We start from the raw sequence: 24,342 nt of genomic DNA, 5'->3' as shown, positions 1-24,342 counted from the left end.
GTACTTTTGGCTAGCTCAGTGGCTGAAAAAGACGGTAGCCCTGTCACGATCCTAGAACACACCCTTCTTTTCAATATTTCCATAGTGCACAGCCAGCCAAATCGTTGGGCCGCTAGAGTCGGTCCAGGCCACTCGATGCTTTCGTTGAGCAGGAATATTAACAAAATCGCCGGTGCGTAAGATAAGGACGTCGTCCTGTTCATCAAACTGTAAGCCAGCACAGCCTTGAACGACCATCACCCATTCACTTTGCGCTTGGCAATACCAGAAGTTCGGCGGGCTGGACTGCCCCGTTGAAATAATGCGCTCAATACGCACATTAGGCTGAGCTACTACGGTTTCAAAGGTTTCGGATGCACCATTCTGTGCATCCGTAGGAAAATCGGTGAAGAAGTTAGCGGTCATACAGAGGCTTTCCTTTTGCTCTTGGGTAAAAGCGTGAATGACCTACTTTATCCTATTTACGCGCCAATATAGTCTCTGATTGCATCGGGTAACGCAGTTAACGTTGCCATCTCTTTTATCGGCGCTGGCGCATGTTCCGGCGCAGTTAGGCCAATTCGGTTATGCCAGAATGTTGGAATGCCTACCGCAGCTGTCCCAATCAGATCGTAAGCGGAGCCAGCCACAAAAATGGCCTCTTGTGCATTAACCCCCGCCAAATCGAGAGCCAGCTGATAGGGGCGCGGGTCAGGCTTGTAGAAGCCTGCGCGGTCGGAGGTGACCACAATATCAAAGGGAACACCAACCAGATCGGCAGCCATATGCCCTAAACGTTCTGAGCAGTTGGTGACAACGCCTAACTGATAGTCCTGCTTCAAGGTACGAAGTACTGAACCGACCTCTTCCCACGGGCGAAGATTTTTCCAGTTGTGATCGAGCCGATCTGCCAAAGCGCCCTCTAAACCGGAAGCTATGGCAGCTTCTCTGACTAGGGTTTCGTAGGGGCGATATGCGCCACAGCCATAAGTGAGCGCCAGATACGTCATGCGCCACTTTTTCCCAATGGCTTCCGAGCCGGCAGTGTCGTTCCAGACTTCCCAAGAGTCGATGAGCGCGGTCAGCAAATCAAAGAGAATAATTTTAGGTTTGTGCTGGCAGGCTTCGGCCGTTAGGCTGCCCGAATTGGACTGGGTCATAACTCACTCCTACAGTTAGCGTAAAAGAATCAATATTTTGGCCAGAGATAGCCATTTTGAATTTTATCGATGCTACCCGAACCTATAGCGAGTATAGAGAGTGGATAATTAAGAGTAAATTAAGCACTATTAACTGTTTTGTTAATAAAAACTTAAATGTCTTTAGCCTTTTCAGCACTCTCTTACCACGGTGGATTTGGAGTAAAATGCTTTTTTAATAAGGACATAAAAGCATGGACACGTTCAGGTATTCCCTTACGCCGATGGGTTAATGCCACAACGGGCGCATCTGGCAGCGACCACTGAGGCAGAAGTCGAGTTAACTGCCCCTGCGAAAGCGCTTCAGCAACGTCCCACTGGGATCGCATAATGATGCCTAATCCCGATTTAGCCCATGAACAAACTACATCGCCATCGTTGCTGCTGAGCACGGGTGAAATTCTGATGGTTTGCTTTTTATTTTTCTGCTCAAAGCTCCAGAGGGTGGTGTCTTCGTTGTTTTCCAATAGCGCAATGCTGGGGTATTTTAACAAGTCTTGCGGTGATGAAGGCATTCCACAGCGTTCAATTAACGCCGGTGCCGCACAGATAAAACGATGATTCGGCGCGATGGTGTGGGCAATCAGGTTAGAATTATCAAGTTCACCAATGTGTAATACCAGATCAAAGCGATCCTGTTCTTCCAGCAGTGGCTGTTCTGAAAGTTTTAATATCACTTCTACCTGTGGATACTGGCGATAAAACTGAGCCACTACGGGCGTAATATACTTTCGGCCAAACCCGAACGGTGCGTTTATTTTGAGCGTTCCAACCAGTTTACCGTGCTGCTGCATAATCTCTTCAAATAGTGCCTTATGCTGCTCCAGTAAAACCACCCCCTTTCTGCACAATAGCTCCCCTTCATCAGTAAAATGAAGTCGCCTGGCGGTGCGGTCAATCAGGTGAATATTTAACCGAGCCTCTAGCTGCTGTAATCGCTGGGTCACGGCCGAAGGCGTAACGTTAAGGAATCTGGCTGCGCCGACCAGTGAGCCCTGCGTTTTGATGGCGAGTAAAAATTGGAGATCAAGGGTATCAATCATCATTTAATCATAATGAAATTTAGAATGACTAAATGATAAGACCAAAAATTGTTAATTTGTACTGAAATATACTTTGGCTATCGCAGTGGGCAGGCGTCCTTCATAGAATAAAAAACGACACCCTATAGACTAACTAGGGTGTCGCCTATACCTGCTGTATTCGTACCTACATAGGCTGAGGATGAGTGAACCAATCCCTCATTGGTGATGCTCATGAATCCTTTGTTGCCATTACCAATAGATATACCGATCCCTGATGAAGGATCGTTCACGTTTAACACCGAGCCTCTGTCTGAAACAGTTAGAATGGCATCACTGTCTGTATTGAAATTGTTGAAAATAAAATATCCGGTGACATTCACTGCCCCTCCATCGCGAATGTCCAATCGATGCTGAGTGCCCGCACTGGAACCGTAGTGAAGCCAGAAGCCGTCACTCACGTTCCACGTCGATCCTGCTCCGGTAACGAGAGCCCAGGAATTTGCCGCAGTTGGATCGCCATAGGTATTGCCAATTCCGGCAAAACCGCCGGTATTCACCACGCCGCCGTTCTCAATGGTCAGCGTTCCCAGCCCTTCAAAACCGACTTTAAGTTCATTATCCGTATTCAGCGTACTGCCCTGACCGGACACCAGGACATGCCCTTCACTGCCCAAATAGTGGCCAAGGTGTAACGTTTCTATATGCGCCAAAGCGCCATCCAAAATTTGCAGTGAACCCTGCCCGTATTGCCCAACGCGCATCAGTGCATCGGTATCAATAGCCGCGATCTTATTGCCTGAAATATCGAATGCAGCGCCTTTGGCAATAATGGTGCCTTTGCTGCCAACAGCATCACTAAGATGAATAGGGTTCGCGTTTGAGCCTTTGTGGAGCAACTGCCCGCCGTTCTCAACAACAATCAGGCCTTCGCCCTGTCTACCAATCTACCACCCGCTACCAGTGGAGCCATTAGAACTGATGGTTGCTCCTGCTCCACTGACTAATACTGTAGTTTTAGTATTGGCTTCATACCCCAGACTACTGGTTTTATCGACAAGAAGAACACCGCCAGCAGTGACGTTGAGAGTGGCATCGTTGCTATAGAATTGTTTGACTAAGCCTGTAGGTTGGGTGATATCGACCGTCGCGCCGTCTCGTATCATAACGACACCGCTACTCGTGGGTAATCCACTGTCCCAGTTAGTGGCGTCATGCCAGTCCGTACTCGTGCCGCCTAGCCAGGTCACCTGATCAACAAAGTTGCGAGGTTCAGCGTGAGCATAAGCGCTACAGCAGAGAGCGCCCACGAGAACAACTAGCGGCTTTTTTACCGAATTCAATATCCCTTTCTTTTTACGCATAGGGTAATATCCTTATTCACTCGTTTAGATAGAAAAACTAATCATTTCTAAATAAAAAAGTAACAATCCGTTATAAATACTTAAATGAATATTATTAACAAAAACAAAAGTGTTACTTGATGAAAGTTTCGCCTTAATTTCTTTCGCCAACCACCTTACAGCTCAATGCTCTTTATTAATGGATTTACAACCCATTTAAATGGGTTGCTAGCAATAACCACATGATAACAATCAATTAGAAATCTTGTGATTAAATAGCATTGTGAGCGTCAATCAGGCTAAAAAACCCAGCGAGATCAGTACTTTAATATGCGGCCAATTATGCCAATTGATATCGATCATGCAACATATTAGATCGACAATAACGGAAATTTAAACCATTAGATCCATTTTCATCCATTATTTAGCTAAAAATGTCGAATTATTCATTCCAGACGATCTAATCCCCCGAATATCTCATTCGTACGAAAACGTATGCTGATAATAATTATTAAATAATCCATTTAACTAATTATTTACAACGGTATTAAAACGTCATTTTTCACCCACCTCTCTTCAAAATAAATAGCACTTTTACAGTGAGTCACCAAAATGAATACGACTACAGTGACATTAAGGAAAACGCTTTTCCACTCGTATATACTGAACGTCTCAGGGACTTTATTTTGATGAAATCAAGGAAAAAGAATGAAAAAGCGATACCTTGCCTATGTTGTTTGTCCCCTTTTAGTCATCGGCATATTCATTTTCACTATCTTTATGCCCAAAGAGGCCACGGCAGAAGAAAAAGCTTTGCTTCAGGAAAATATCCTGTATTCAAACAGTACGATCCTTGGTGAGGGTGATAACTTTCTTCGTGTTAAAAACGCGAAGAGTGCAAAGATTAAAATGGCTAACAAACAAGGAGATATGGACACTCTCCGTGAGGTTTATTTTGATAAAGACGGCTCTGTTAATACACTGACCATTTATGGACAAGACCATAAGGTAGTGCAGTCAATTCAGAAAACAAACAGAGGTTGGACAAGCGAGACAAGAAACTACCTAACGGATGAAACGGGAAGAATCATTATTAGCCATGGCATCAATGGTGACACCACTCATTTTTTCTACAATAAAAAAAATCAGATCATCCGAAGTAAAAGTAAAAAGGTGGCATCCACTTTTAGTTACGACAGTGACGGTCATCTCGTCGAAATAGTCAGAACTGCAAGCTATAGCTCAATGTATGGTGATGAAGAGGAAAAGAACAGAGTACAGTTTTTTTATCAGGAAGGGACGCTATCAAAACAGGTTGTCACAACAACCTATGGCAGTGACGCTAATCCAATCAGCGTTTCTTTAACAGAAACACCATTGAGTAGCGATCAATATGGAAACTGGCTTTCTATTGAAAGCATCGTTGAACAGAGCAACCAACCGTCAACGCGGCCAGTCAGCATGGCCTATGACATCGCCTACTGGTAATCGCTTAGTCGGCGCTGTGCCTCTTCCCTATTGCCCTCTATCATTAGCATAGAATGAGTGAAGAGAAGAAATCGCAGCGCCGTTATCGCATTTACGCCTCGCACGCGGCTTCTGGGCATAACGTCTCTTGCCGATTGCGCCCAATCAACCAAATTAACGGCAGATGCGCCAGTACGGCAGCCACAACTCCTGCCCACGGTGTTAACGCCATATGATGATGCACAACCAGTGAACTACCGGCCATTTCCCCTAGCGTAATGCCCAAATTAAAGGCAGAAATGTTTAAACCTGAAGCAAACTCGACAGCTTTTGGCGTATGCCGTTCCGCAGTTGCCAACATCCCCGCCTGAAATCCCGGCGTCATGCCGAAGGCCAGAATCCCCCACAGGAAGAGCACTACGACCATCGCCATTTTAACGTGCAGAGATAAGGCCAATATTGCCAGTACGATAGCCAAAAGAATGAACATCAGCCTCAGTGCTTTGTGCCAGCCAAGGGTATCAGCGAGTCGCCCTCCCAATAAATTGCCAACCAGCGTAGCTACACCGAAGACCACGAGCAGCAGGCTGGCGGTTGAGGAAGAAAAGCCTGTAATGTCCGTCAGGATAGGCGTAATAAAAGTAAAGGCAGAGAAACTGGCGCCAAAGCCGAAAATGGTCACGGCCATCATTGCCCAGATAGACGGATTGCCTAAGGCTGACAGCTGTTCAAAAACGCTACCGCCCTGTTTTCCGGGCAGCGACGGCAGCCAAAACAGCGTTGCCAGAAACGCCAGTAGCGCTAATCCACTGACGAAGAAAAACGGCAGCCGCCATCCCATGCTGTTGCCAAGATAACTACCAAGGGGAACGCCCACTACCATCGCCAGCGTCAGGCCGGCAAACATAATGGCAATCGCCTTGCTGGCCTGCCCTTTAGGCGCCAGATTCGATGCCACCGTCGCCCCAAGCGCAAAGAAGCTGCCATGGGCCAGCGCGGTAACCATGCGTCCTGTTAAGAGTGACGCGTAGCTGCTTGAAACGGCAGAAAGCAGATTCCCTAGCAGAAAAATCGCTACCAGTACCAGCAACACCCGCTTTTTATTAAAGCGTGATAAAGCCAGCACAATAGCAGGTGTGCCGATAGCCAACGCCAGTGCGTACAGGCCTACCAGACCACCGGTTGTAGCAATAGGAACATTCAGATCGGCAGAAATGGAGGGCAAAATACCCACCACTAAAAACTCTGCAACGCCAATAGCAAAGGCGGTAATCGCCAGCACATAGACGCCGGGGTGAATGCGCGATGGATGAGTCATAATTCAATATTTTCCAGTCATGAGGATGATGGGAAAAGTGTGGACGAGATCACAACACATAACTAGACTGAAAATATGCAAAACACTTGTGAACATAATTCATAGATAAAAATGGAAACGAATCGATTTGGTGAGCTTGAGGTGTTTATTCAGGTGGTGAAAAGCGGCAGTTTTTCTTCTGCGGCTAGGCATCACAGTATGACGCCTTCTGCTGTCAGTAAGTTGATTTCCCGTTTGGAAACCAGACTTGGATCGCGCTTGTTCAATCGCTCTACGCGAAAACTGCAGCTGACGCCTGAAGGGCAATTTTTTTACCAGCGCGGCATCGGCATTCTTTCAGACCTGCATGATGCAGAAAACGGCGCTAGTCGGCAGGCGACGCCAAGCGGTCATCTGAGGATCAACGCCAACGTGACGTTTGGTCACCATTTCCTTATACCTCTGCTGCCGATATTTTCCTCTCTCTATCCTGACATTACGCTGGAAACGGTGCTAACCGATACCGTGGTCGACATGTTGGACACTCGAGCCGATATTGCCGTTCGAGCCGGGCCATTGAAGGACTCCAGCCTCAGAGCGCGTAAAATCGGCAGCGCGAAGATGGCGATTGTTGCTTCCCCCCAGTATTTGGCACAGAGAGGCACACCTGCGCATCCTCACGATTTGGAAAAGCACAGTCTACTGCACGTGAACTATGCTCGCTCCACAAGCGGCTGGCCATTTATTATCGACGGTGAAGTCGTGCATATTGGCGGCCCCGGCGCTCTGTCGGCCAGCGACGGTGAAACGCTGCGTCTGCTGGCTATTCAGCATGCCGGGCTAACAAGACAGGCGATGTTTCGCGTTAAAGACGACATTGAGCAAGGGCGTCTGCAAACCGTGCTGGATAACTATACGGCTGATGATAGGGAAGATATCCACGCTATGTTCCTCGGCCAAGGGCAGCACATGCCGCTGCGGGTTCGGGCGTTTATTGACTTTCTTGTCGAACACGTTCGTCTAGATGAAGAATGCATGTGGAAATAAAGCGCGCCTTCCCCTTCGCTTGATAACAAATTGGCCGCAGACACGGCTGCGGCCAATGGTTTACACGCTGTGTGGTTTAATGCGGATTAAAACCCGTACTTCATTCCCACCATGGCGGAAACGTCACTATAGCCGCTGTCGCCGATCTGAACCGCCGTTCCGCTCCAAACGTTCAGCGCAGGGTTTATCTGCCCCTGTACCCCTAGCTTAAGCTGGGCAATATTTTTAGCGCCGTGCTGAGTCAGCAGCGTGTCGTTCATCCGTACACCAAAATCGTGGGTATTGTGCAGCCAGTCAGCCTCGACATAAGGCTTAAACTCGCGCCCTTTTCCATCATCTTCGGTACGGTGGCCGCGCATATACAGGCGAACGCCAAGGCGTGACTGAAGATTTCCCTGGCCGCTGTCCTGAATGCGGGTGCCGTTAGCCTCGTGAAGCGTGCTGCTTTTTACGCCCATCCAGATAAGCTGCGCCTGAGGTTCCAGATAGACAGACTGTCTTTCACTTTCATGCAACAACACGCCGTAGCCGCTTTCTATCGATGCCGTGACGCCTCGGCTCTTATAGTGTTCACTTGGCAGGCTTTCACCCTTCACTCTGTTATCAAACCAGTTGTACATTACCCAGCTGTCGGCATAGAACCCCGTACGCTTAACGGCGTCCTGATACCAGGTACCGTAAGCGCCGACGCTATAGCCGTCCATATCCGAGAGGGTTTTATAGCCGTTGATGGATGACCGTGATGTACCCGATACGTTACCGTATCCCGCCATCAGCCCAGCGCCCCAGCGTCCCGTTTCGCGATAGTCGCCGTGTAAGAACTCATTGCCCATTTGTGCCACATAGCGGTTAGCAACGCTGCGGATCTGCTCTTCTGCGGTTCGAGAACGATTTTGCCCTCCTTCCTGACGCAGCCAGAAGGTGCTTGCTGTCGCTGAGCGCTTGCTCAGCGGATGGCTGTATTCCGTTGCGCCTTCTCGATCGTCAAGCGTGAGGTTAAAAATAGTGTTAGAAGCGGCGTGGTTTGTCAGGTACCCACCCGCTTCTGGGCGATAAACCGGTCGTCCTCCGTTACCGCCGGTAGGTGGCTCGGTGGTTGGGCCTTCATCCAGCGAGGTCAGGTACCAGTTTTGCCCTTTCTTCACAAGGCTATATTCCAAAGGTCCCGCAACAATACGCCCATTTTTCGTAAAGGTAGCGTTTGACGCACCGCCGACACTAATGACTTCGATGCCTTGATCGGTATGAGCGCCTTTACCGCCGACGTTAGTGACAGAAACCAGCGTATTTCCCGACGTATCGGCTTGAATATAAACGCGATCGGTCAAAGAGCTGTCGTCACCCAGAACGGTATTGAGATTGATTTGACTGTTAGCGCTGCCAGTATAGTTACCGTTAACAAACAGTTTGTTTCCAGCCGTTTGGGCACTGCGGCCAGTATTGATAGTGCCGCTATTTGTCAGCCCACCGTTGATCGTGAACTGTGAAGCGCTACTGTCAGGCTGTGTCGGGCTGCCCACGTTGAGTGTGCTGCCGCTTTCCAACGTTGTCGCGCCGACGCTTCCGCTGCCGGAAAGCACTGTGGCCGATTTTGCCAATACCGCGCCAGACAGTGAGCCGACAACGTCTAAGCTGCCCTCTGCCAGCGTGGTGAGCCCTGTATAGCTGCTGCTACCGGTTAACGTCAGGGTCCCTGTACCTAGTTTTGTCAGCCCACCGCTTCCTGTGATGCCCTGAGAGAGAGTTGTATTGAAGGTCTGTGTGTCCAGCGTTCCGCCTGCGCTTTCAAGAACAATCGCACGGGTGCTGTCAAAATTGAACTCATCGGCCATCTGAAGCGTACCGCCGTTAAACGTTAGCTGACCGTCTGCACTTCCCAGACTGGCGTCCTGCTTAATCTGCAAAATGCCAGCATAGAGAGTCCAAGGGGTTTTAGCACTGGTTGTGTTATTTAGCGCCCAGACGCTGCGCCCCGTTTTATGGTAGGCAGTAAAGCCTCGATACTGTGCCGTATCGCCAATGCTGCTGGCATCAAATCGAGCGTTAACGGCTCCGCCTAAAATCAGAGTGTCATTGCTGTTATTGGCTTCAACGTTGCCCAGCACCCGGTATCCGGCCTGAAGCTCAAGGGAGTTAACGCCACCGGTAAACTTAACGGCTTGAGCCGTGCTGCTGCCGTCAAAGGCGCTCCCGCCCTGTAGCGTACCGCTGTTGACAATAGTGATATCGTGCCCGTAAACGCCGATACCACCGAGCCCGACTGCACCAGTACCGTTAACGTTACCGGCCGTACCGGCATTGCCACCGGTGCCGCCAGAAATCGTGCCCGTATTAATAATGCTGCCGCCACCGGATTCAATGTTCACACCAACGCCGCCTGCTCCTCCGTTGGCACCGCCACCGCCACCGCCTCGGTTACCGTCACCGCCCGCTAAGCGACCGTGGTTAGTAAGAGTACCGCCGTTACTGATGAATACAGCGTTACCGCCTGCACCACCATCGCCTCCACGGTTGTTTGGATTACCGCCGCCGCCAGAACCACCTACGCCGCCGACAATGGTGGCTCCGGCGTCATTCAATACGCGTCCCTGCCCCTGAATGACCAAACCGCTGCCCCCTTGGGCACCGGTTCCCCCATCGGTATTGCTGTTTGCACCGTTACCACCGCGACCTCCGGTGAAACGCCCCCGGTTAGTCACTGTACCCTGACCTGAAATAGAGACGGCGTCACCACCAATGCCGCCAGTACCGCCACCGCCAGCCGAGTCATCGCCGCCGCTGCCGCCGGTTACAGTGCCTGAGGCTTCATTGACAACGCTACCTGCACTAATGATTTCAATACCGATCCCACCTGCGCCGGAGTCACCGCCGCGCGAGGTGACTAAACTGCCGCTGCCGCCGCCTCGGTTGCCCTCACCGCCCGAAATGGCGCCAAAGTTATTGACGCTGCCGCCGTTTACCAGCCTCACGCCGCTGCCGCCGTTACCGCCCATGCCGCCATCACCGCCGCTGAGGTTTTGTCCGGAGCTGCTGGAGTTACCTCCGCCGCCGGTACCGCCGTTGCCGCCAACAATTCGGCCATTGCTCTGGTTAACAATGGTTCCGCTGCCGACAACAGAAATACCGCTGCCGCCATTTCCCGCCGCCGCACCGTTACCAATCACCCCCGCGCCGTTACCCGCTACAACGGCACCGCCATTGCCACCGTTGCCACCGTTACCACCGATGATAGAGCCTGAGTTAGTGATGGAGCTGGTGTCGCTGAGCAACACGCCATTACCGCCTCTGGAAGCAAGCCCGCCGTTACCGCCGATACCCGTCACGGCGTCATTGGCCGTCGTGTTAGCGTTTGCCGCTAGGCCTCCGGTTGCTCCGTTACCGCCGGTAATCGAGCCAGTATTAGTAATAGTGGCACCCTGCGTCGCCATAACGCCGTTGCCGCCGATACCACCAGTGCCGCCGCTTCCGCCTCTTATTTCGGTACTGGTTGTATCTGCTGCCGCCGTGGCGCTGCCGGTATTTCCTCCCGAACCTCCGTTCCCTCCCACAATAGAACCGCTGTTATTGTAGGTACCTGCTGCTGTAATCAGTATGCCGCTACCGCCGTCACCACCGGCACCGCCGTTGCCGCCGTGGCCAGCATCCGTGATGTTATTGGTACTATTACTGCCGCCGTTGCCGCCATCGCCGCCCGCACCACCCTGAATTGTCCCGCTGTTGGTATGGGTACTGTTGTCTGTCACTACCACGCCCGCAGAACCACCGCCGCCGCCGCCGCCTGCGGCACCGCTGCCGTTGGTAGAACCGGGAGTACCGTTATTACCCGCGCCGCCTGTGGCTACGCCGGGCTGAACCGCATTAGGAGTACCGTTTATGCTGCCCGGATTTCCAGCCTGTCCACTAGAACTCCCCTGGCCCCCCATGCCTAAACCACCTGCGCCACCGTTTCCACCCAATCCGGTGACCGGATCCATTGTTCCACCGCCGCCTCCGCCAGCATTGAGTGACGGCGTCGCTGCCGAACCGTCTGCGCCGTTGGCGCCAAAGCTATAGGGGGATGAAAGAGTCATGAGTGCAGCCGTCACTGCCGTAGCAATGAAGCGAGGCTTTTTAGCCGAAGGCATCAGGTTTGACATAGGTATTCCAGTAAATATCGTTAATCTATAAACAGAACGAGAGCGCGTTCGTAAACGACATCAAGAACTATACTCGGAAGACTGCGGAAAGAGCAAAGAGACGTCTGGCTGGCTAATCTCAAAGATACGCTTGATCTGCAAGATAAAACCATCGCCCGCAAAATGCCAAAACGGAGCCGCCAGAGAAAGCGTTAATAAGCCGTCCCTGTCTTATTGATAAAAGTGATGGTTTGCTTTATTGAGATGGCTGCCGTTGAGCCATATAAAGCTATCGTGTAGTTAAGGTATATTTTTAGCTGTTTTACCTAACGTTCGACGCTTCCAGAGCTTTAGAACCTCAGTCACTGAGTGAAATAGAATAATGTCTTATAAAATTCTAGGCGGTTATTTGCATATTGCAAACCTACAGGTAAAAATAATTATTCAATTTATAAATCAATTTATTAGAGATTTTTTGGTGTCTTTCAACCCTACATAAATAACTATTGTTGGGTATTCTTTTTGGCTGTTTTTTAATCAAGCGAATGAGTGGAAAGTATTAACCTAAAAAACTAAATCAAAAAAAATATATTGGAGGCTTTGTTTATTTAACCTGCTGGATAATAGCGCTTGTTCCGCTGTTTCATCTGGCTATAACCTGTTTTAACACGCTATAGCTATCTCTTTTCTCTGCGGATATGATGAGAGCGGTTATTCATGACGACAGTTCACAGCCATTTAACAGCAAGGAAAATCCATGTCTTACTTTCGCTCCGTGGAGCTTAAACATGTCAGTCGCCTGCTTAATCACGGCCCGACTGTGCTTATCACGAGTCGGGATACTGTTTCAAAAAGAAAAAACGTCATGGCGGCTGCGTGGTCAACGCCGGTAGAGTTTGCTCCGCCGAGGGTGGCTATTGTTGTAGATAAAGGCGCCTGGACGAGAGAGCTGATTGAAACTGGCGGAGCCTTTGGGATCTGTATTCCAACCGCCGCAAACGTCGATCTGACGTACGCTGTCGGTAGCGTTTCAGGGCGTGAAGAAGACAAGTTTAACCGTTTCGCTATCCCTTCTTTTGATTCATCCACCCTTGGCGTTCCGCTCATTGAAGAAGGCTGCTCGGCTTGGTTAGAGTGTCGCCTGCTGCCCGAGGCGGGTGCTCAGCAAAAATATGACACGCTGTTTGGTGAGGTGATTGCTGCCGCGGCTGATGAGCGCATTTTTAGCCAAGGAAGATGGCAGTTTGAATCCGCAGATCCCTCTCTGTTTACCCTTCACCACCTTGGCGCAGGCAGTTTTATATGCGCAGGGAAAGTGATAGCGGCTAAACCGCGATAACCACAGCGGGCCCTTTTGGGGCCCGCCGATGAATAATAAATAATAAGACCGATCTTCAAAACTGCCGCCGAGCGCTTTGTTATCACTCTTCGATTTCGGGCCGTTCGCTTTCGATCAGATAGTCATTCAGCATGGTTTGAGACGTATTGAAGAAACGCTCAAAGAGACGAAGGCATACAGAATCCAGCCGCTTTTCAGTCGCTTTTTTCCTGTGGTTAAGCAGAAGCACATAACCTCCCATCACAAGCGTAAAAATCATCATAGGAATATCCAACACGCTGTTGACCAGTATTAGATAGGCGTCAATTGCAACGCTTAAGAAAAATACAATGATGATCTTACGCAGCGAAGCCTTAACGGTGCGATAGTCCGTCAGCTGTTCGATAATGTGCTCTTTGCTGGGAATATCAGCCTGTGCGCCGTTTTCTTTCGTCATGAATAACCCTGCTTCCTGATTGAGGACGATAAAATCGGCCGGTAGTTTTTAGTCACCGGCCCGTATGCGCGTAGTCTAACGTAAACGCTGTCGCTTAGAAACTGTACTTGATACCCAGCGTGACCGACGTATCACTGTAGCCCTTGTCGCCCAGCTGTTGGCTGACGTTGGTCCACAGATTGACGTTTTTGTTCAACTGCCCTTCGGTACCCAGCTTCAGCTCGCCCACGTTACGGCTACCTGCCTGCTTGATCTCTCTGCCATCCATCACTGCACCGGCCTGCTCGCTGTTGTACAGCCAGTTAGCTTCAGCGTAGACCGTAAACAGCTTGTCAGTGCCCTTATCCGCATCACTGACGCCGTCGCGAGAGATTTTCATGCCCAGACGGGTTTGGATATTGTCTTTGCCAGAGGCAGAAACATACGCCGTACCGTAAGACTCGCGGTGATTATCCGGCTTGATACCGTTCCAGGTCACTTGAGCCTGCGGCGTCAGGAACACGCTGCTGTTTTCACCCTGATAAACCGGCAGACGGTAGCCGGTTTCCAGAGAGGCCGAGTAGCCCTTCATGTTATAGGACTCTCTTGGCAAGCTATCACCGCTGACTTCTGCATCCAGCCAGCTGTACTGTAGCCAACTGTCAACGTAGAGGCCGTTAAGCGTCGACGCATCTTGATACCAGGTACCGTAAATACCGGTGCTGTAGCCGTCGATAGAGCTTTGGGCTCGGTAGTTAGTGTGGGTTGAATAAACCTTGCTGTTCGCCTTACCGTAGGCAAACATTACGCCCAGTCCCAGCCTATCGGTTTCACCAAACTCGGTACCCCACACTTCACCGCCGCCCTGAACAACATAGCTATTGGTCGACGTGTGCAGTTGGCCAGTGGTATCGCGATGCTTGGTGCGTGAACCTTCCTGACGTAGCCACAGGCTGGAGTTTTCTGCGCGACCTTCACGATCTTCCAGACGCAGGCTAAACAGCTTACTGGCTGCCGCCATGTTGGCCAGATAGCCGCCGGCTTCAGGACGCAGAACGCTAGGCGTTGGATCCGGTGACTCTGAGTAGAGATCCGAACGCAGGTACCAGTCACCGTCATCCGGTGTGGTGATACCGCCCTGATACAGCGCGTACTCATAGGCGCCCGCCACAGCACGACCGCTTAGCTTGAACTTACCGATGGAGCTGCCCTCAACGTCAATCAGCTTAATGCCGTTGGTCGTTTTCTCACCGGCACCCTTGGCGTTAAACACCACGACGTCGGTTGTGCCGCTGGTGTTGCCGGTAATGATCAGCTTATCGGTTGATGCGCTATCACCGGCCAACTGGGTGTAAAACACCACTTTGCCGTTGCTGCCGACGTAGTCACCGTCAATGGTGAAACCACCAAACTCAGTGCCGCTCTGAGCGCGGCCGACAGCGATGCTGCCTTTGTTCTCAACCTTACCCGTCACTGTACCGTAACCGCCGATGACGCCCTGCGTATCGATAAAGACGTTGCTGGTCAGATTTGCCGTGGCGCCCAGCTCGCTGCCAATCAGCAGCAGGCCGTTTTCAACCTTGGTTTGACCCGCCGTGACGTTAGTACCGTCAATTTGAACCGTACCAAAACCGCGCTTGATCAGGGTGCCGGAGCCCTGAATGGTGTTTTCCAGCTCCCAGTGGCCGCCAGCGTTCAGAACAAGCGTACCGTCATTATTAACGTCCGCCGTGCCCAACTGCTTGCCTTCAGACGCCGACAGAGTTGTTCCTGCATTCGTCGTAAAGCGACCGTCAAAGCGGCTGTTGTCTGCGGTTAAGGTGACGTTGGCTGCATTGTTTAGCGTAACGTCACCGCTATTGCTCAGCGTATTGTTGAATGCACCCATCGCGCCGTCCAGATTCAGCAGACCATCCAGATTAATGGTGCTGCTGCCCAGCCCTTGAGTCTGCGTCAGTCGAGCCACAGCGGCTGAATCAATGTTCACCAGTGCGTTGAGCGCTGCATTGTTTTGCGTCACGTTCAGCGTGCCGCCGGTCAGGTTGATCGTGCCCTGTCCACTCAGCTGCCCGCCCGCCGTTCCGCCCTGAGTCACGGTCAGTTCGCCGCCGTTAAGCTTGATCTGGCTGCCATTCTGGGTGTTTAACACTCCAACCGTCTGCGCGTTGCCGTTCAGGTCAACGCCGGTATTGGCCAGCATCGCCAGCTCAGAGGTGTGACCGAAGGCATTGTCGGTAATCAGAACAACGCTGCCTTGATTCACTTGCGTAGCGCCGAGATAGTCACTACTTGCGTTACCAATGCGGACAGTACCGGTGGCGTTGACGGTAAAACCGCCGTCCCCCGTCAGCTTCGCACCAAGACTATTATCTACGGCGTTTGAGTTATCCAGAATAACCGACTGACCCGCGAACGCGTCCAGCTGAGTCAGACCGTAGCCCAAATACAGGCCGTCGTTTTTCACAGCGCCAAAATAGTTGTAGTGGGCATTGCCCGCCAGCGTGCCGCTTTGGTTCAGACCGATGATGGTATCTGGCATAACAGGCGTGCCGTCAGTTTTCACCAGAGAAAGTTGGCTGCCGCTGCCGTTAACGCTGGTCGCTGCGACGATTTGGTCATAGACGCTGTCATCCTGATCGAACAGAGAGGCGCCGGTTATCGGCAGCGGGTTCGGCAGGTTGGCAGGTGTGGTGATCGCCAGGCTGCCTCCGCCGGTGACGTCCAGTCGGTTAACTGTTAGGAAACCGTCCGGACGGTTATCCGTGGCGCGATAGTCCACTTCCAGCCGCCCACCTTTCATTGTCAGGCCGCCCATAGCGTGGTTACCCTGTAACACGGTACTGCCCAGTTTGCCCGCGCCGCCGTTTAGCGACAGTGTGGCGTTACCCATGGTGGCATCAGACTGAGCGTCTAGCGCAAAACGCCCGTCGTTCATGGTCAGAGTACCGCTGAAGTTACCGCTGCTGGCGCTGCTGTCGAAGGTAAAGGTCTTATTGCTGTTGCCCAGGTCAATACGCAGCTCGCCGTCCCCCTTCAGCTGGCGCGTAAAGTGGAGGTCATCCGCCGTTGCGCCGGTTTTCAATACAGAGAGCGTACCCGTGGTGATATTAACAACGCCACTGGCGCTGGCCAGATTATCCAATCCAGCAACCTGCAAAACGCCACCAATAACGTAAACCGCTGCCGTGTTGGCCGTATTGTTACCATTCCAAATCAGCGTGCCAGCACCCGTTTTGGTAATGGTATTGTTGACGTTGCCACTGTCATTCCAGCCGTTCATAGTGGCTGTTACGCCCGTATCAACAATAACGCTGCCGTTTTGAGTCAACGTAATGTTACGACCAGAGGTCATATTCGCAGTAATTTGCAGATGACCACCGTTAAGCACGGTTTCGTTGGTGGCTGACGCATCACCGAGACTAGAGTCTTGAGAAATCGCTACGATGCCGTTCTGAACCAGCGTTTTTCCGCTGTAGGTGTTTGCACCAGACAGCGTCAGAGTGCCTATGCCGTTTTTCACCAGATCGCCCGCGCCGTTAACCAGTGTCGAAAGCGTCATGGCAGCCCCGTTGTCGACAATAAAGCGCCCTGCGTTTTGGATGGCGCTCGTCGCACCGACGTTTTTACTTTCTTTGACCGTCAGCGTTGACGCCGCGTCAATGGTCATTTCGCCGCTAAAGCTAGCGTTATTACCGGAAACCAGCACGTTAGTCCCGTTCTGGCTTGACAGCGTACCGTTACCTGATAGTGCGTTAACAAAGGTGCCGCTGGCACTGTCTATTGCCACAGTACCGTTAGCCACTACGCCACCGGTTCCCAGCGCTGAGGTGTCGTTCAACAGCGCGGTAGCACCCGCGTTAACGGTAGTTGTGGCGCTCAGACCCGCGTTGGCGTTTGTAACGTTCAGCGTTCCACCGCTCACGGTCATCTGCCCGCTGCCGGTCAGCGTACCGGATGAGGTTCCGCCGTTAAGCATCGTCAGTGAACCGCCGTTCAGGTTCAGCGTAGAGCCGCTGGCACCGTTTAGCTCACCAACGGTTTGGCGATAACCGCCGACGTTAACGGTAGTTGCGTTAGCCAGATTCAGCGCGGAGGTGTTGCCCAGCGCGCTGTCGCTTCCCAGAATCAAAGTGCCGGTCTGGACATCGGTTTTTCCGGTGTAGTCGTTGTTCTCATTGGCGATAGTCAGCGCACTAGTGCCGTTACCGGCTTTAATACCCAGATCGCCAATGCCAGTGACCTTCGCAGACAGCGTTTTTTCCGCGCTGTGGGATGTATCAATCACCAACTGAGTGGCGCCGGACGTTAACAGATCCAGCTGGCTCAGCCCGTAACCAACGTACAGCCCCTTACCACCGCTGCCGTCAGTCACTAAACGATAGTCATAGGTTGCGTCTGCCGCGTGAACACCGTTTTGACTGATGCCGATAACGCTGCTGTTGCTGACCGCAGCTCCGGTTTGATCGACCAGTTGAATCGCGCCCGCGGTTCCAGTGACGGTAGCGGAAGCCACCAGTTGAACCAGCGCTTCATTTTGCTGATCTAGCAGCCCCAGAGTGCTGTTAACCACAGGTGCAGTGCCGTTATCAAATCCAGAGGTATTGACCATAACGCTGCCGCTACCGCTGACGTCAAGCTCGCCCGCCACGTTAATAAACGCGCTGGAAGAGCTGGCGTTAGGAATAGTCACGCCAAAATTCAACTGACCGCCGTTAAACGACAGACCGCCGATATTTTGCGTTCCCGTACCGACGGTAGTGACGTTGTCACCCATGGCGATTAGCGTAGCGTTGGTCAACGCCAGTGTATTCATACCGGACAGCATAAAGCTGTCGCTGTTCATCTGTACCGTACCGGCAAACTGGTTGCCGACCGTTGAGGTAAAGTCAAACGAAGAGCCAGAAACTACGTCTACAAGCCCACTGCCCAGAAGCTGGTGTTCCAACACATAGGAGCTCAACGAATTCAGCTTCAGCGTGGATAGGCTGTCGATATTAATCGTGCCGTTTGTTGACGGGCCGTCGCTCATATACAGATCTTGGTCTGTGGTGAAGACAGAGCCGTTAATCAGATTCAGACGTTCAAAGTTCATAAACATCTGCATGCCCGACAGGGTATAGTTTGCGCTGTCAAACGTCAGGCTGTCGTTTGCACTTCCGGCTCCGGCATGCAGCGATTGAAAGGTTGCATTATCCCTGACGATGACGTGAGTTTCACCACCGCCTCCGGTTGAAAAGTAGCCAAAGCTGGCGCTGTCTTCCAGAATCAGCGTATTGTTTCCGTTTGCAGCCCCCATCATACCGATGAAGCTGGCGCTGTCGCTCAGGGTAATGTGATTATTACCATCCCCCAGACTGACGTCACCCGTTAGGACTGACCACCCGTTTTGCGTTATGACGTTATCGCCGTGCCCGGCAGTGACGTCACCGGTTAAGGTCGCATTGTCGCTCAGGGTCAGAGTATTGGTGCCCGCGGCCAAATCGATGTTGCCTATAACCTGAGCGTTATCCAGCAGCTTAACTTTATCGCTGCTGCCGTCACTTCTGATGTTGCCAGTGAGTATATTACTGAGGCCAGACAGCGTAATTTGGTTACCGCTTCCGGTACCGAGTAAAATATTGCCATCAACGACGCTACCGTCATTCAATTGGATAACGTTGGTTCCTGACCCAAAGTTCAACTGACCAATGATACTGCCGGTATTGGTGAAGGATTTGTTCAGCGAGCTGTCCATCACAATGGTATTTTTCGTGCGGTCGCCCGCGTGAATTTTGCCACTGTTAAAGATGGTGGTGGCGCTGCCCGCCTTGATGACATCGTCAGACAAAGAAATTAGATCGCCGCTCTGGAACAGGAATTTAGCGCCGGAGATGTCCAACGCCGAACTGCCGGAGGCATTCAGGACGTTAACGTTAACTGCGGTATTGACCACTTTATCCGTACCGGTAAGGTCGGCCACAATGCCGCGTCCGTTGGTACCGCTGACGTTAACTGTCAGACCCTGAGAGTTGGACAGATCCAATTCATTGCTGGTCGCGCTGCCGTCAGTGTTTTGATACAGAATACCAACACCGTCGCGCACAGCGATTGTTCCGCTGTTACTGTCGTGGAGCGTTGTGCCGGTATAAATACCCACGCCGTCGTTGACCAGAATGGTTGTGTTATCCAAGCGAATGCCGCTGATGCCGGCCTTGTTGTGAATGCCGACGCCGATGCTGCTGACGTCGCTCATATCGATAGTGGTATTCGACACGTTCAGCGCTTGAGCTCCGGCGGACAGTAAAATACCGTCGGCAGTGCCCTTTGCCGTAATAGTACCGCTGCCGGAAATAGCAGCCAGATCCAGGCTGGCGTCCTGCCCAAGTTCAATAACGGCACGGCCGTCAGTGGCTTCAATACTGCCGTTATTGTTAATCACCGAACCTGAGCCGCGAATATAGATAGCGGTACCGTTCGCCTTAATGCTGCCGGTGTTGTACACCTTGCCGTTGAAGATATCGATAGCGACGTGATCGCTGCCCTCAGACAGGTCGATATTACCGGCGTTTCTCAATTCACCGCCGTTACGGGCAATAAACGCGGTAGAGCCGTAGCTTCCCACAGAGGAAGTGACCGTCGCCCCGTTGGTGATCACAGAACCGCTGTCTTCCGCGATGCCTACCGTCGCTGACTGGCCGCTGACGGTAAACGCCGCGCCGCTAGCGATGGTTACGCTACCGCCAAGCTGGGCCAGAACGCCGGTGGCTTTTTCACCCGTGACTTCAATCTGGCTACCGGAATTCACCGTCGCCGTTGAGCCGGTGCCGCTCACCCGCAGGCCGCTGGCGTCTTTACCGGACACGATAGCGTTCAGGTTGCCGCTCAGGTTAGCCGAGTCATCGACGTAGAACAGCGTAGAGCGCTCACCAGAGACGTTATAAGGCGTTGTACTAGCAGCAACGTTTACTGTAGAAGACGTGCCGTCAGCCGCCTTTCCGCTTAGCCAGAAGGCAATTTGGTCGGTGGCGAAGGCTGAAAACTCAGTAACAACGCTGCTGTCCAGATTCACCACGCTACCGCCGGACGCCTTAACGCCAACGGCGCTGTTGCCGTTCATCTTGATGGTCGGCGTACTGCCGCCGTTGCTCACCATGTCCACAGTCACTTTCGAGCCAGAGGCCAAAATGCCAATCGCACTGTCGCCGTCGAGGGTCAGGTTGCCGGAGTTGGTCAGCGAGGTATTTTTGGTGTTTGCAGAAGCAACGAGGCCGATACCTTCTTTGCCTAAGGTAATGTTGCCGCTGTTGACGCCAACCGCCCCCTCTTCAACCATGATGCCGGTTGCGCCAACGCCAGTGAAGGTAATATCACCGGTATTTTTTAAGGTTGCTAAATTGCGGGCAATATAGCCGATGGCTTCGTCCCGCGTTGAGGTCAGGGTTGCGCCCGCTGTCAGTTCCGTAGCGCGCATTTCTGCATCAGAAATAATTTGCTCTACGCCACTTAGGCTATGTTTCTTACCGTCGGCAATACCGGCAATAGCCCCTACGCCAGACAGGTTGATGGTGGCTGCGTTGCTGATTGTGCCCTTTGCGCCACCTTCAACCAGAAAGCCGGTCGCGTCCTGACCGTTGACGTTCACCGTCATACCGCCGGAGTTGACTGTGGTACCAGTACCGGTTGCCACAATAACCGTAGAACCTTCGCCTGACGCACTCATAGTGGAAGTGGCGCTGGAGGAGCCGGTAAACGATGCTCCGCCGTCTAAACGCATTAGCGTTGAGCGCGCGGTAGTGACGTCCTGTGTGCCAGAGCCCGTGTTGTTAATCGCTGAGCCAGCGCCATAGATATAGTAGCCAATCTGGTTTTCGCCGTCGGCAAAGGTCACTTGCCCATCTCCAGACAGCTTAATTGTACCGCGATTGTTGGCGTAGACACCGATGGAATCATCTCCGGTCAGGTTTACCTTGCCGGAAATTTCGATAATAGAGCCGTTTCCTTCAACCCAAGCACCGTAGTTATTCAGCCCAGAAGACGTTTTATTGCCCTTCACGTTGATAGTGCCCGACGACAGTATTCTGCCTCGGCTTACCGCCTTCAGAGCAATATTGCCGTAGCCGTCAACGTTGATAGTGCCTTTGTTTTCAAAGTCGATAGGATTCGCACTGTTGCCGCCGGAACGGTACATCGCAGAGTTAAACGCTGCGTTGGACGACACGTTGCCGCTGGTGTCGCGGTTACCGTCCAAATTGATAACGTTATAGTTGGTGAAATAGTTGATCCCGGTGCTAACGGAATAAATCAGGTTGGAACCGTTGATGCGATCGCCGGAGCGAATTTCTCCGCGGTTTTCGCTTTGCGTTGTCAGCGAGTTATTGGTGTCCAACTTGAGTAAGAAGCTGTTAGAACCAACGCCCGTTGCGCTACCGCTTTCCGGATCGATACCCAGCTGTAAAAGACCGTTAGCAGCGTTAACAAAGCGACTGTCGTTACCCGTCAAGCCTACACCGCGAATAGTTTGATAGTTGCCGTTTGACCATTGCTTTTCAGCAGAACCGAAGGACAGCAGTCCGTCGTTGGTTAAAGCGCCTTTGTTGTAGACGTAGAAAACGACAGAAGCATCGCTGGTCGTGGCGTTTGAACCATAGTGAACAATCTTGCCCTTGTTCACGACTTCACCACCGTCTCGGGCGGTAATAGTTTGAGTCCGGTTTTTCCCAGCGTCGTCTGTTAATGAACGAGATCCAATTTCAATGGTGCCTACGCTCTCGTTAATAAACGTTGAACCGTCTCCCTGAGAGGTAACGAGGCCATAGCCGCCGTGCGCTCGTAAGGTACCGTAGTTATGCCCTTGCCCGCCCTCTGTCACCAGAACGACGCCATAGGGAACGGTTGGGTTGTCCGCATAGTCAGCATTACCAACCGCAGAAGTCGGACCCGTTTTTTGAGTGATCGTTACGCCTTCGGCAATTTCTACGGTGCCATTAACGCCTTTTGCCATCAGTAAGGCATCGCCCGTTTTAGCCGCATAGAGCTCCGCTGGGCCAGTTCCTGCGGGGATCAGATAGTCATAGTCAAACGCCTGCTGTGTATACGCCGCGGACTTATAGGTTTCATACTTGCTGGCGGAGTTGATGCTACCGTCTCTTACCCGATCGTTTAGCCAGGACAGATAGGCCTTATAGTCATCAAGGTTGTTGACTGTCCAAGTCGAGCCGTTAAAGGCGGTAAATGTGCCTTTATACACATAGGACAGCACCTGCTGCGAACCGCTGGTATCGGTTAAAGAAAAGTCATCCTTAAGGATGATGGGCTCATAGACAACGTCGCTTTCCCAAACCACTTTAGCTTTAGTGCTTCCGGTACCATCGGCCACAGCAAAAGCGGTATTTCTAGACAGTCCGGTTTTAATGGAGCTAAGACCGTTAAGACGCACGTGCGCTTCACCGTCAGTGACTTTGACGAAGCTAGCGTCATAGTAGAAGTCAACGCCAGTCACGCTAGGATCGAGGATCGTAACAATGGTTTGCGTCGCTGAGCTGGATGTGATCAGCTTGGTGGGGTCGTACAGGTTTACTGTTTCAGTAATCCCTGAATCGTTAACTACGCTCGCACTTCCTTCATAATTATTAGAGAAGACAATTTGGCCTAACGTAGACGGATCGACGGGGGAAGCTGTGCCGCTCACCCAGCCGTTATTCCAGGCATCGATTAGCGTTACGCCGGTACGGACTGGAAAGGTCACGTTGGTTTTCATCGACGTTGGCCCGTAGACCGTATACGCGTTGCCGTCATTGACAAGCAGAGCGCCAGCGCCGTTATTCATCTCTTTAGACCACGTCGAGTCTAAGTAACACACGAAGCCTGTATCACAGGTTGGAGGCGCGGCAGATACACCTGGAGCTGCGCTGAAGAGCGCCAGCGTTAGCGCACTCAAACAGAGTTTTTTGATGCGAGAGCTTTTGTTACGGCACTTTGCCAGTTCGGATGTTACGATCCATTGACGCTTGTTTTTATCATAAATAGTCCTAAACATCCGATTGTTCATCTGCACATCCCTATACTTCTATCCATTTGTGGTGGACAAAAATACATTAACAACACATTTAAATCAATCTAGGTTACTTTTAAAAACACGATTAAACATTATTTTATTATTCCCTTTGATTATTAAAGGAAATGCACTTTTCCTCTAATAAAACCGCCGTTATTAACTCATTGTTTTAAATGAATATAATAATTTCATTTGTTTTAGTTTCTTTTTGTAATCTATCGTCAAGAAATAGAGAAAAGTAACGAATTGCTAATAAAACATCTCGTTAATAATAATGAAGGATATAGTTTTCGTACTAACTTTTATTATGAATGCACGCTGTACATTTCAGGCAGAAGGTGCCAAAACCGTCTAGGCATACAGCGCGCCTGCTGCTTAAGATTGGTTCTCTCTTTAATAGAAATAGCGCTAAAATAGGTGTACCAAAGCGTTTGTAGAGCAAGCTCATCTTCATGGAGAAGGCGTGTGTTAAGCCTGCTCTGTGGTGTAATAACCTGATCAACGTTTGGAATAGACATCTCTGTCAATGTGGTCAAGTCATAATAAAAACCATACTGTCGACGAATGTCGTATATTGCCCACGGCCTGTCCGTGAAGCGATCGGTAAAATGGGATATTGCCATTGGCAGCACGTTAAAGTCTGGGGCAACAAGAGCGAAAAACACCCCCTCTTTTGTTTGCTGAAATCGGGCAAATTGGATGAGGTGCATGCGATCATTACCAACTTTTCTAGCCACCTTGATCATGTTACTAACAACAATATCGGTAAAGTCTGTTTCTATCGGCTTTGGTGAATCAATGACTTTACGAATATAGTTAAAAATCAGGATATCAGATCCCTCTTGCTCCGACTGCCATACGTACAGGACGTGATTGAGCGCCCGATGGGACAACCTATTTTTCAAGGCCTCCCAGACACGATTTGACTTGGAGAGGTCGGTTACCGACACGTGCTTTTTCACCATAAACAGGGGTTCAATATCCCCTTCGCCCAACAGCATTTCGGGAAACATCTTTAGCCGATAGGCATCAAAAACGACGCTAAGAAGCCCATCGAACGTTTTATCGTAGCTAAAGACATTCATC

At 51.3% G+C, this 24,342-nt stretch carries 13 protein-coding genes and 1 pseudogene; 3 read left to right on the top strand and 11 right to left on the bottom strand.

Going from position 1 to position 24,342, the window contains the following annotated elements; translation table 11 throughout:
* Positions 1-51: 51 nt before the first annotated feature.
* The 5 genes from DQM29_RS08825 to DQM29_RS08805 form a co-directional block, all read right to left on the bottom strand.
* On the bottom strand, positions 52-405 hold the full coding sequence (locus DQM29_RS08825) for a cupin domain-containing protein (protein WP_111740344.1): 354 nt from the start codon (positions 403-405) through the stop codon (positions 52-54).
* 56 nt (positions 406-461) lie between these two features.
* The gene (locus tag DQM29_RS08820; RefSeq protein WP_111740343.1) at positions 462-1,139 is read right to left on the bottom strand and encodes an HAD-IA family hydrolase; all 678 of its coding nucleotides are present in this window, start codon (positions 1,137-1,139) and stop codon (positions 462-464) included.
* A gap of 182 nt (positions 1,140-1,321) precedes the next feature.
* A complete protein-coding gene (locus tag DQM29_RS08815) occupies positions 1,322-2,221 on the bottom strand; it encodes a LysR substrate-binding domain-containing protein (protein ID WP_111740342.1) in 900 nt (299 codons plus the stop codon).
* Positions 2,222-2,343: 122 nt separating this feature from the next.
* Complete coding sequence (locus DQM29_RS08810; RefSeq protein ID WP_111740341.1) at positions 2,344-3,099, bottom strand: hypothetical protein; 756 nt, start codon at positions 3,097-3,099, stop codon at positions 2,344-2,346.
* Positions 3,100-3,147: 48 nt separating this feature from the next.
* Entirely contained in the window at positions 3,148-3,543 is a 396-nt protein-coding gene (locus DQM29_RS08805) for a hypothetical protein (protein ID WP_145960352.1), read from the bottom strand.
* A gap of 708 nt (positions 3,544-4,251) precedes the next feature.
* On the opposite strand from DQM29_RS08805, the gene DQM29_RS08800 reads away from it, so the two are divergent.
* The gene (locus tag DQM29_RS08800) at positions 4,252-5,031 is read left to right on the top strand and encodes a hypothetical protein (protein WP_111740339.1); all 780 of its coding nucleotides are present in this window, start codon (positions 4,252-4,254) and stop codon (positions 5,029-5,031) included.
* A 91-nt stretch (positions 5,032-5,122) separates the two neighbouring features.
* Here the strand turns inward: DQM29_RS08800 and DQM29_RS08795 are convergent, their stop codons facing one another.
* Positions 5,123-6,328 (bottom strand): MFS transporter, encoded by a 1,206-nt coding sequence (locus tag DQM29_RS08795; protein WP_111740338.1) that lies wholly within the window; start codon positions 6,326-6,328, stop codon positions 5,123-5,125.
* A gap of 111 nt (positions 6,329-6,439) precedes the next feature.
* Here DQM29_RS08795 and DQM29_RS08790 point away from each other — a divergent pair, with 111 nt between their 5' ends.
* Positions 6,440-7,354 (top strand): LysR family transcriptional regulator, encoded by a 915-nt coding sequence (locus tag DQM29_RS08790; RefSeq protein ID WP_111740337.1) that lies wholly within the window; start codon positions 6,440-6,442, stop codon positions 7,352-7,354.
* A gap of 86 nt (positions 7,355-7,440) precedes the next feature.
* Here DQM29_RS08790 and DQM29_RS08785 read toward each other — a convergent pair whose 3' ends face one another.
* The gene (locus tag DQM29_RS08785) at positions 7,441-11,490 is read right to left on the bottom strand and encodes an autotransporter outer membrane beta-barrel domain-containing protein (RefSeq protein WP_111740336.1); all 4,050 of its coding nucleotides are present in this window, start codon (positions 11,488-11,490) and stop codon (positions 7,441-7,443) included.
* Between the two features lie 736 nt (positions 11,491-12,226).
* Here DQM29_RS08785 and DQM29_RS08780 point away from each other — a divergent pair.
* Positions 12,227-12,808: a flavin reductase family protein gene (locus tag DQM29_RS08780; RefSeq protein WP_111740335.1), complete on the top strand. Its 582-nt coding sequence runs from the start codon at positions 12,227-12,229 to the stop codon at positions 12,806-12,808.
* A gap of 82 nt (positions 12,809-12,890) precedes the next feature.
* Here the strand turns inward: DQM29_RS08780 and DQM29_RS08775 are convergent, their stop codons facing one another.
* From DQM29_RS08775 to DQM29_RS08765, 4 genes and pseudogenes are all read right to left on the bottom strand, one after another.
* On the bottom strand, positions 12,891-13,244 hold the full coding sequence (locus DQM29_RS08775; protein ID WP_111740334.1) for a hypothetical protein: 354 nt from the start codon (positions 13,242-13,244) through the stop codon (positions 12,891-12,893).
* A gap of 94 nt (positions 13,245-13,338) precedes the next feature.
* Complete coding sequence (locus DQM29_RS08770) at positions 13,339-23,028, bottom strand: autotransporter outer membrane beta-barrel domain-containing protein (RefSeq protein WP_170126514.1); 9,690 nt, start codon at positions 23,026-23,028, stop codon at positions 13,339-13,341.
* 135 nt (positions 23,029-23,163) lie between these two features.
* A pseudogene (locus tag DQM29_RS18720) lies at positions 23,164-23,238 on the bottom strand (hypothetical protein); the annotation flags it as partial.
* Positions 23,239-23,561: 323 nt separating this feature from the next.
* Positions 23,562-24,341 (bottom strand): TIGR03915 family putative DNA repair protein, encoded by a 780-nt coding sequence (locus DQM29_RS08765; protein ID WP_111740332.1) that lies wholly within the window; start codon positions 24,339-24,341, stop codon positions 23,562-23,564.
* Position 24,342 lies beyond the last annotated feature (1 nt).

It is taken from the genome of Leminorella richardii, from assembly GCF_900478135.1.
In the GTDB taxonomy this organism is placed as follows: Bacteria; Pseudomonadota; Gammaproteobacteria; order Enterobacterales; family Enterobacteriaceae; genus Leminorella; species Leminorella richardii.
Note: the sequence above shows the minus strand (reverse complement) of the source record. Positions and strands in the feature narration are given on the sequence as shown.